At 35.6% G+C, this 9,816-nt stretch carries 8 protein-coding genes and 1 pseudogene; 3 read left to right on the plus strand and 6 right to left on the minus strand.

The features are described from left to right. Positions 1-7 precede the first annotated feature (7 nt). The 6 genes and pseudogenes from FVQ77_05010 to FVQ77_05035 all read right to left on the minus strand — a co-directional run bounded on the left by FVQ77_05010 (position 8) and on the right by FVQ77_05035 (position 6,049). A complete protein-coding gene (locus FVQ77_05010; protein MBW8049693.1) occupies positions 8-1,348 on the minus strand; it encodes a flippase in 1,341 nt (446 codons plus the stop codon). A 125-nt stretch (positions 1,349-1,473) separates the two neighbouring features. Then, positions 1,474-1,656 (minus strand): annotated as a pseudogene (locus tag FVQ77_05015) (class I SAM-dependent methyltransferase). Between the two features lie 87 nt (positions 1,657-1,743). Continuing rightward, the gene (locus FVQ77_05020) at positions 1,744-4,200 is read right to left on the minus strand and encodes a polysaccharide biosynthesis tyrosine autokinase (GenBank protein MBW8049694.1); all 2,457 of its coding nucleotides are present in this window, start codon (positions 4,198-4,200) and stop codon (positions 1,744-1,746) included. Between the two features lie 71 nt (positions 4,201-4,271). Next, positions 4,272-4,931: a nucleotidyl transferase AbiEii/AbiGii toxin family protein gene (locus tag FVQ77_05025; GenBank protein MBW8049695.1), complete on the minus strand. Its 660-nt coding sequence runs from the start codon at positions 4,929-4,931 to the stop codon at positions 4,272-4,274. Then, positions 4,912-5,118, minus strand: a complete 207-nt coding sequence (locus tag FVQ77_05030) for a hypothetical protein (GenBank protein ID MBW8049696.1) — start codon at positions 5,116-5,118, stop codon at positions 4,912-4,914. Before FVQ77_05030 ends, FVQ77_05025 begins: the two co-directional genes overlap by 20 nt. A gap of 160 nt (positions 5,119-5,278) precedes the next feature. Continuing rightward, the gene (locus tag FVQ77_05035) at positions 5,279-6,049 is read right to left on the minus strand and encodes a polysaccharide export protein (protein ID MBW8049697.1); all 771 of its coding nucleotides are present in this window, start codon (positions 6,047-6,049) and stop codon (positions 5,279-5,281) included. A 184-nt stretch (positions 6,050-6,233) separates the two neighbouring features. Between FVQ77_05035 and FVQ77_05040 the strand changes: the two genes are divergently transcribed. The 3 genes from FVQ77_05040 to FVQ77_05050 all read left to right on the plus strand — a co-directional run. After that, positions 6,234-7,178, plus strand: coding sequence for a porin family protein (locus FVQ77_05040; GenBank protein ID MBW8049698.1), 945 nt, complete (start codon positions 6,234-6,236; stop codon positions 7,176-7,178). 141 nt (positions 7,179-7,319) lie between these two features. Next, a complete protein-coding gene (locus tag FVQ77_05045) occupies positions 7,320-8,435 on the plus strand; it encodes a hypothetical protein (protein MBW8049699.1) in 1,116 nt (371 codons plus the stop codon). Between the two features lie 125 nt (positions 8,436-8,560). Continuing rightward, positions 8,561-9,816 (plus strand): heparinase (locus FVQ77_05050; protein ID MBW8049700.1); only part of this gene is annotated, 1,256 nt, incomplete at its 3' end.

Below are 9,816 nucleotides of genomic sequence, written 5' to 3' on the forward strand. Positions count from 1 at the left end.
CTTATATCTAAACTAAGTATCTAATTTTAAAAAAAGGAAAATAAAAAATATAAAACTTAAATTTACTCCTGATATATATTATACACAACAAATGCAATACAATCAAACTTATAGTGGTGGCAATAGCAGCACCAACATATCCATATAATTGAATTAAGAAATAATTTAAAAATATATTTAAAATTGCAGCGGATAAAACAAAATATACTACAATATTTTGTTTATTAGTCATATACAATAATTGACCAACAGGTCCGGATATAGCATGTATAAATTGACCAAAAGCTAAAATCATTAAAGTAGCTACCCCGGCTTTGAATTCTTCACCAAATATACCCAATATAATTCCCGGAAATATAAAATACGCTGCTACAACAGGAAAGGAGCTCCAGAAAATCAGTTTTGTTGATTGCTGAGCTATTCGTTGAAGACCCTTCATATCATTTTTACCATAATATTCCGCAAACTTTGGTGCAGCTATACTGCTAATGGCTAACAAAGTGATACTTGTAAATTTTGCAATCCTTAATGCTACGTTATAAATCCCTACCTCTGCTTCAGTTCTAAAAATTCCTAACATAATGGTATCAATTGATCCCATTAATAATACTGATGAAGCCGCTAAGAACATTGGAAAAGATACACTCAACAATGAACGTGTTTTTATAGAATTTTCAAACTGTAAAGAATTAAAATTTCGTTTTTTTAACCATAATATAAAGCTAATAACAGCAACTATAATAGTACTTAATAAGTAGGCAATTACCGGTAAAGTTTCGTTATGATAATAAAAAAACAAACCTAAAAAAACAGGGGTAGCAAACAAATAAATACCTACATTTTGAAGAAATGTATATTCTCTTATTTTTTTTAGCCCTCTTAAACTTTCAGCGTTAATAAATATCAGAACTGAAGGTAAAATTGCAAAAGAGGCTATTTCAAAAGCATGCTTCAAGTTGGGTTTATGAAAAATATAGCTGGCAATATAAGCAGACCCATAATACATTATTATAGTAAGCAGCAAACTTAAAGGAATTGCCACTTTTAATGCTTTCAGATATACATCCTTTACTTTATTGTGCTCTTTTTGTGCAGTAAATTCTGCTATAAATCTTAACAATGCATTATCAAGTCCCAGTTTACCGATTACTGCAAACATTAAGATGAGCGACAAAGAGAGCGAAAATAGCCCCATTGCATCGGCACCTAATTTGCGGGTAATTAATAAAATGAAAGTATAACTAACAATAATCCCCAGTATCCTAAATATAAGGTATATTGAACTGCCGCTAAGCAATTCTTTGAGATCAACATCTTTATTTATTAGTAACTTTATCTTATGTATCATTAATTCCTCATCAAATAAAATGACGCCATTTCTTTATTAGGATATTTTTTACACATGGGGCATTTCTCCACAAGCAGGTCATAATAATTAGTCTTCAGATAATCAAGCGCTGCAATGATCCTGTATTCTTTACAAATATGCCTGCAAGCATAATCAGCATCTTCTTTTTTGTTTTGCTTAATACCATTAATAACCATCAGGGTAGAAAAGCCACTCCCAATCTCAATGATCTTCCCTGGTTTGTAATGCCTGATCATATTATACAAATACTCCGCATCTCCTGTTCTGAATTTACTATTCTTATAATACCTGTTTTACGGATTATGTAGAGCAATATAGCGCTCAGAAAATTAAACGGACTAAATATCAAATCTGCAATCGGGCCTAAAAGATCTTTAATTTTTTCTTTTAAATAACCGCTTAATAAAATTTTCCCCCTTATCCATCCCATCCTCATAATACCCGTAATGGCGCCCATACCCGTACCCATAACCATAACCGTAACGATACCCATATCCATACCCTATTCCAACCGGCTTAATATCATTAATAATAATGCTCAAATTGTTAATTCTGCCGCTGTCATACAGGTCATTGATCTTTGACAGCAGGTTTTTGTTTGTATAATTATGCCTTACGATATAAATATTTACATCTACATATTTCATCAATACAAAATAGTCTGATACCAGCCCGATTGGCGGGGTATCCAAAACAATGTAATCATAGCGGCTTTTTAGTTGTTTCATTAGTTCATCCATGGGTGGTATTCCAAGCAGCTCGGCAGGATTGGGGGGGATGGGGCCGGAGGTAATGATATCCAGGTTTTCTACCTTGCTGGATTGGGTCATATCTGCAACAGAGCATTTGCCTATCAGATAAGTGGTCAGACCAATCTTATTATCAATATTAAAATCATCATGTATTTTGGGTTTGCGCAGGTCAGTACCGAATAATAAGATTTTTTTACCGGAAAATGCTAAAATAGAAGCAAGGTTAATGGCACAAAACGTTTTGCCTTCTTCACTGATAGATGAAATGATAGCTATAACCTTTTTGTCCTTGCCGGCAGCGAGGTACTGAAGATTTATTCTCAAAGATCTGAATGATTCTGCTATGGCTGACTTGGGATTCTCTATTACTATTCCTGCCCTGCCTGTAGCGCTATGCCCTACAGCGCCCAATATAGGGATTTTGGTATTGTCTTCCAGGTCTTTTTTATCTATTATCTTATCATTTAAAATATCTTTTAATATGATATATATGGTTGGGAAAATAAAGGCAGAAACCAATGCAACCGTAAAAAATAACGGTATACTGGGTGATACAGGGCCTTTTCCTGCCACCCGGGCATTATCTACAATCCTGTTGTCAGGTGTATTGGAAGCTTTGGCGATACCTGCTTCAGCTCGCTTTTCAAGCAGGTAAGTATAAATATTATCATTCAGGTTAAATTGCCGTTGTATATTTACCAATCGCCTTTCTGTATTTGGCAGCCTATTGATACTATTTTCAATAACTGCAATTCTATCATCTATATCGCTGACAGAGATTTTTGTGGAATTTATCAGGTTATTAATATTTTCAACCAGCGATCTTTTGGTACTTTCAATTTTCAGGCCCAACACTTTTAAGTACGGATTTTTTTCTTTAGCGCTGTATGATAAAGCGTTTTTTTCAGCATTGAATTTTGACAGTTCGCCTATAAGATTATTCAAAAGCGGGTCATCAATGCCAACAGCCGAAGGGGCAACAATTTGATAAATATCATTGTCATTTTCAAGATAATCCAGGATGTATTCGTAGTACTTAGTCTTTAGAATAAAAATACCTCTTTGTGATTCTAATTCTTCAAGCTTATCAAAAGCATTGGTTGCTGCATAGCTTAGATCCATTATCTTATTGGTAGCCCTGAAAAGTTCCAGCTCTTTTTCTGTTCGCTGCAGCGATTCTATTATTCCTGTTAGTTGATCATCAATAAAATTGATGGTATTAATGGCAATTTGATTTTTTTCATCCAGACCGCTCCCAATATATACTTCTGCCAATTTATTTATGAAGTCAATTTCTTTTTCAACCACAGGCCCTTCTACAGTTAGCTCAAGTATAGATGCATTCCTGTTGATAGACTCAATCGTGATCTTATTACGGTAGTCTTCCACCACCTTATCCAGATCGTTAATTACAAAATAAAATTTATCACTTTTTTTATAATGCGCGTTGGTTACTTGTTGAGGATAGATGGTAAAAGCAAGGTTTTCACTTTTAAATGGTTGATAAAAATTAAAAGTTTTATTAATATTCACCTCTTCATCTTTTTTTCTGAATACCTTATTATCAACCCGATCATATACGAGGATATCGTCCTGTTTGGCTTTTATTTGATATTTTCCATTAGACAGGGATTTTAAATAAAAACGGACATCAATAAGCTGGCTGCTTGTGGAATCAAGCTCAACTCTGAATGGAAAATCCTTATATCTTTGTACGGATCGTATACGGCCTTCGCTAAAATAGGAAACATCAAAATCAAGCTTTGAAATGGCGTTATTGATCATATTATAAGACCTCAAAACACCTATTTCGTTCTCCAGGTTTGTACGCCTGCTGAATAATTCCAGCTCCTCCATAAGATTTTCAGCTCCCAGCGATGTATTGGACTCATCGCGGATCAAAACTGTAGCGCTTACCTTATAGATGCGTTCCGAATACCTGATGATAATAAAAGCTGTTGATAATGCCACTAAAATTGCTATCACAAAATAGTGCCAGTGCCTGTAAAACTTGAAAAACAGCGCTTTGATATCTATGGTTTCTTCCTGTTCCTGGTATTTGTTGTTTTGGTTATCCATTCTTAATAAATTTAAAATGACTAAATATCCCGAGTGCTCTGGATGAATTTTAGCTCATTTTGGGCATTTCTTTAATTCAGTATGTCTTTTTTAAACTTTTTTGCTTCTTCAATGAAAAAACTTTTCCATACTTCATGTTGTATTTCTTTTATCATTTTCGGATAATCTTTTACTTCTTTAGCTTTTAAAAATTGTGTACCAAGCTGCAAAGGGCCTATGTGAAAATCAAATTTGGCTTTCGCCATTGCAATTAATTCAGTGATGGAATATCCTTTTTCAGTACAAAGATAATAGAGGTCAATATAGTCACGGGCTTTGCTTCTTTGATAAATGGTAAAAAGCTTATTAACGGCAATATCAAGAATGCTGTCGATCTCAATCCCGTATTCACGCCTGCCTCGCTCAATACGAGGGAAAGGGAAATATGTAAATTCGATTCTTAACACTTCTTCATTAAAGTGTACGAAAAATATATTTCTATTCAGGCTTTGCTGGAAGTCTATTTTTTTAATACCTAGTTGCTTTTTTAGACCATTTAAAAAAACATTCAGTTCTGAAACATCAAATTGGTTTTCAGAAAAAAAATCAAGGTCTTCAGAATAACGGTGATTCAAATAAAATGCTGCTAATGCTGTACCTCCTGTTAAATAGAAGTTATTTTTCAGAAAGTCATTCTCCTTGATTTTTTGTAAAAACACAGTACATGTTTCACTAAGAATCTTTGTTTCCATATAAGAGCAAAGCCATAAATTTCCGTCTGACAGGATCAAGGGAAAGCTTATCCCAATATTTTCTCAGTTCCTTTTCATTTATCTTTTCTTCATCCAACCCGTAGTTTATCAACTGCTCCAACTTCCAGATGGTGTATTTTTCCGAGTCTTTTTTGAGTTCCGTTAAATCTGTTGACCAATTGTACATAATGATATAAGGGCATCTCTAAAAACTACACCATACATTCCCCTCTATCAAGAGGGGCAAGGGGTGTGTTTTAAAAAATATGTAGTTTTTAGAGACGCCCATAATATTGAAAATAAACAAATTTACAAATATTTTATATAAATAAAAAACTCTCTTAATCTTAGAAAGGTCTAAAAAGATTTAATATAAGCACCAAAGTGGTTATCCCCGATAAAATCAGCGAAGCCGTTGGCACGCTCAATCTTGCTTGTTTCGTTCTCAAGGGCTCTACATAAATCACATCACCCGGTAATAAAAAATAAAGATTCGACCTGATCATCTCCGAGTCTGTCAGATCAATATTAAACAACATTGCCCCCTGCGCAGTCTGCCTGATCAGCATCACATTGGTTCTGTTGCCAAAATCTGTTATATCTCCTGCCAAACCAAGCGCTTCAAGGATAGTAACTCCATCATTATATATGTTATACATCCCCGGTTTTTTCACCTCACCCAACACAGTGAGCTTAAAGTTTACTAATTTTACAATTACAGTAGCTTTACTCAAATGTTCGTCAACTTTGGCCTGTATCAATGATGCAGCTTCTTCTATACTGTAGTCTATAACCTTGAGCGGTCCTATTATCGGCAGATAAATGTATCCTGAATCATTCACTGAATAGCCATTCAGGTATAATGCTGCCGGATTATACTGGTTAAAGGCAGTATTTGATTCAATATTAAAAAAACTGGTAGTGTTTGGGTCTAAACCTAAAATTTTAACGGATAAAACGTCATTAGGTTGGATCTTATAGAGGTACTTTTTATGAGCAATAAGCTCACCGGGTTTGATCCTATGGCTTTTATTTTGAAGATAAACTAACTTTTTATTTGAAGTGCACGCTGATAATAAAATAAATAAAACAGTGATATTTACAAACCATTTAATCATACCCGTCTATTAATAAAAGAAAACCATTTTTCTTTTTATACGTAATAAGTGCAAATTTACGATATTTTTGAAAAAGTCTCATTTTTTTATAAATATAATGATAAGTTTAATATTCTTTGATTAAGAAAATAAACATTTCTATATTTGTGCTTTTAACTTAGTTGTAGTTGTTATTGGTCAGTATATGTATAGAATTATATTAATAATAACACTTATTTTTTCATTTGCATTTTTGTCTGCCCAGGACACAAGATGGGGTATTGGCTTACATGGAGGTGGAATGTTTTACGCTGGTGATTTCGCAGCTAAAACTCAGATAGGTTATGGGTTTGGATTAGCGGTTAATAAGAAACTCTCACCTGTATTTGCTATTCAGGGACATTTATTGAATGAAACGCTTAAGGCAACAACTGATTCCAGTACACTGGAAGCTAAAGTTTTTGACTATACACTCAATTTTCATCTAAATTTTACCAAAGATAGAATAGTAACCCCATATTTTTTTCTCGGCGTTGGTTTTACAAATTTTGAATCTATAAGAAAAGACTCTAGTGGTAACATTGTAGCGGCTTATGGGTATAAAAAATATGGCAACGCCCATAAAGATGAAGCTACAATCCCAAGTCCTTTTAAGTTCCGGCAAACTGAAATGGTTGTGCCTCTCGGCTTAGGTATCAATTTCAGCATCAGTGACCATATAGACTTGGGTTTAGAATTCTGTGTAAGAAATATCAATACCGATAAATTAGACATAATTGATGAAAATGGAAAAATAATCAAAGACCATGGACCTGCAGACGATCCAAACGTAGTCGGGAGTGGTTGGGGCGAAAATACACCATTGGGTAAAATGGATAGATACGGTTATGCTTCGTTTAATCTGACCATTAATTTCGGTCCTAAGCCCGGAAAGAAACCTAAACCGGTTGAGCCAATCATCACTGAACCGGGACCAGTAGTTGCTTCTACTTCCAATTTTCCAGCCGAGTATATTTCAGCAGATACCGACAGTGACGAAAACATTTCGGCAGATGAAATTTATGCAGTGATTGATGCTTTTTTTGAAGGTGAAACAGATTTTACGGTGGATACTATTTATGAATTAATTGATTACTTTTTTGAACAGTAAAGATGGAAAAATTTGAAGAATATCTGAAACAATCTGATGACTATTTTCAGACGGTAGATAATTATCTTGCAACTGATATTGAAAAATTTCTAATAAAAGTAAAAGAAGTGATTAATAATTCTGAACCAAACCATAATAACAATGAATAAGAAAATTCTATACCTAGCAATAGCTATTTTAATAGCTTCACAGGCCTTCAGCCAGGATGTGAGCGTTACTACCAACATGCCCGCTTCGGCTGAACCAGGAGGTGAATTCACAGTGGAAGTAATTATCAACAAAGGTTCCACAGCAGGATTTGGAAAGCTGCAACAAGATTTACCACCGGGGTTTACAGCTACTGCCATTGATGCAAAAGGCGGAAATTTTTCATTCAGGGAACAGGCGGTGAAAATAATCTGGATGTCATTACCCCCCGGAGCTGAATATACAGCATCCTATAAGGTTGCGGTTGCCTCTGATGTATCGGGTGACCAAACGATCGCGGGTAAATTTCAATACCTTAAAGACAATCAACGAACAGCTATAAATATTGACCCCACCACAATTTCTATTGGGGCAGCGCCTGTCGTAGCGCTGGCAGAACCAGAACCTACAGTGGACCTGGAAGGAGAACGCAGACGTAAGGAGCAAGAAGCCAGGGCAGAAGAAGACCGGAAACGAAAAGAAAAAGAAGACAGGTTCGCGGAATTTCAAAGAAGTAATAAAAGTTCACAAGCTACTTCTACTCCACCCCCTTCTGCGTCTTATAAAAAACCAGCAGCAGCTTCCTCAAAATTTGCTTCCCCAAGCCCTTATAAGTATCTTATACAAATCGCTGCATCCAGGCATCCTCTGCCAAATAATGACTCGCGGCTTTCAAAAGTTGATAAAAACCTCACGAGTCGAAAAGGCTCCGATGGGTGGCACAGGTATTTTGCGGGAGCTTATAAATACCTGCGTCCTGCAAAAGAACGTTTAGCAGAATTAAAAGCAAAAGGCGTAACAGATGCATGGCTGAACATCTATCATGGAGGTATCAGTGGTTACGGAAACAGTAGTGGAATCGTTTACAAAATTCAAATTGGCGCTTACAAGTTTCCTATACCCGAAAGCAATCTCAATCTTTTAGGACTTGACGGCATCACAAGCCGAAAAGACCCCGATGGATACTATAGATATTTTGCCGGCACTTACTTAAACCGCAGAGCTGCCAAAGCACGCCTGAAAGAAGTAATGGCTAAAGGCGTGACCGATGCGTGGATAGCTAAATATTAAAGCGCAAAGCGCCCTATTAAATGGAAGAGATTTAACGGGGTAAACAATGAAAATAAAAGTAAATCCAAAGACAAAGAAAATATCTACCAATTTTATTTTTTTGACACGTTCACTTCGTTCAGTGCATGCTTTTTAGAGTGGATTCAATAAAAAAAGCTATAAATCTTTTTCGTAATATGGGTGCGAGATACATTGTGTTTCGCACTTTTTATGAAATAAGAAAAAAAACAGGCCTGCTAAAAAGGAAATATCCTGTCTCATACAAAATACAACGGTTCATTTCACTCACAAACTGGAAAAGAAACCTGGAGCAATGTAGAGACGTTGCATACAACGTCTCTACATTGCCGGCAAATTTCTTTTTCAACTCCCGGGATGATCTATCAGGATATTCCCTTGACCAGAAAGAAATAGCTGATCTAAAATCAGAATTTCAGCATATAAAAGAAGGAAAGATCAAATTTTTTGATGCTTTTCATGTGGATTTAGCAAATTATGATTGGGTCACAAATCCTGACAGTGGTTATAAATATGTAGTGCACCAACACTGGACAAAGATCAATGAGTTTGTCCCTGAAAATGGCGATATAAAATATGTTTGGGAAAAATCACGCTTTTGCTACCTTAACACCATTATCCGTTATGATCGCCATTGCAAAGATGATCAGGCAAAATTTGTTTTTGAAGAAATTTTATCATGGATTGAAGCTAATCCTCTTAACTGCGGCCCTAATTATACATCAAGCCAGGAGATTGCGATACGGGTATTGAACTGGATCTTTGCGCTTTATTATTACAAACATTCAGCGTTTTTAACCAATGAAATATTTCAAAAAGTAATAAACTCAATCTACTGGCAAACCAGGCATGTCGAAAAAAATATTAATTTTTCCAGGATTGCCGTAAGAAACAATCACACTATTACAGAAAGCCTGCTTTTATATGTAGTTGGATTACTCTTTCCTTTTCTCCCCAACAGTCAAAAATTTAAGAAAAAAGGCAAACGATACCTTGAGGAAGAAGGTTGCCAAATCTATCAAGACGGTTCTTACCTGCAATTTTCATTTAACTACCATAGGGTGGTCATACAACTTTACACATGGGCATTCTATCTTGCCCGTGCCAACAATGAAAAGTTCTCTGACCAGCTTCACGATCGTCTTAAAAAATCCCTTGACCTGCTCTGCCAGCATCAGGACACTATAACAGGTATGCTCCCTAATTATGGTGCAAACGATGGCTCGTTATTTTTCAAATTGAACAGTTGCGATTACCGGGACTTCAGGCCTCAATTAAATGCTTTACATTATTACTTCACAGGAAGCATGTTGTATTCTCCCGGATTATGGGACGAAGACATTTTTTGGTATACCCAGCCCCC

The organism is Cytophagales bacterium (assembly GCA_019456305.1).
GTDB lineage: Bacteria > Bacteroidota > Bacteroidia > Cytophagales > VRUD01 > VRUD01.

Bases quoted from the DNA above. Each gene is read 5' to 3' on its own strand.
- FVQ77_05010 (MBW8049693.1), bottom strand. From the start codon at position 1,348: ATGATACATAAGATAAAGTTACTAATAAATAAAGATGTTGATCTCAAA.
- FVQ77_05020 (MBW8049694.1), bottom strand. From the start codon at position 4,200: ATGGATAACCAAAACAACAAATACCAGGAACAGGAAGAAACCATAGAT.
- FVQ77_05025 (MBW8049695.1), bottom strand. From the start codon at position 4,931: ATGGAAACAAAGATTCTTAGTGAAACATGTACTGTGTTTTTACAAAAA.
- FVQ77_05030 (MBW8049696.1), bottom strand. From the start codon at position 5,118: ATGTACAATTGGTCAACAGATTTAACGGAACTCAAAAAAGACTCGGAA.
- FVQ77_05035 (MBW8049697.1), bottom strand. From the start codon at position 6,049: ATGATTAAATGGTTTGTAAATATCACTGTTTTATTTATTTTATTATCA.
- FVQ77_05040 (MBW8049698.1), top strand. From the start codon at position 6,234: ATGTATAGAATTATATTAATAATAACACTTATTTTTTCATTTGCATTT.
- FVQ77_05045 (MBW8049699.1), top strand. From the start codon at position 7,320: ATGAATAAGAAAATTCTATACCTAGCAATAGCTATTTTAATAGCTTCA.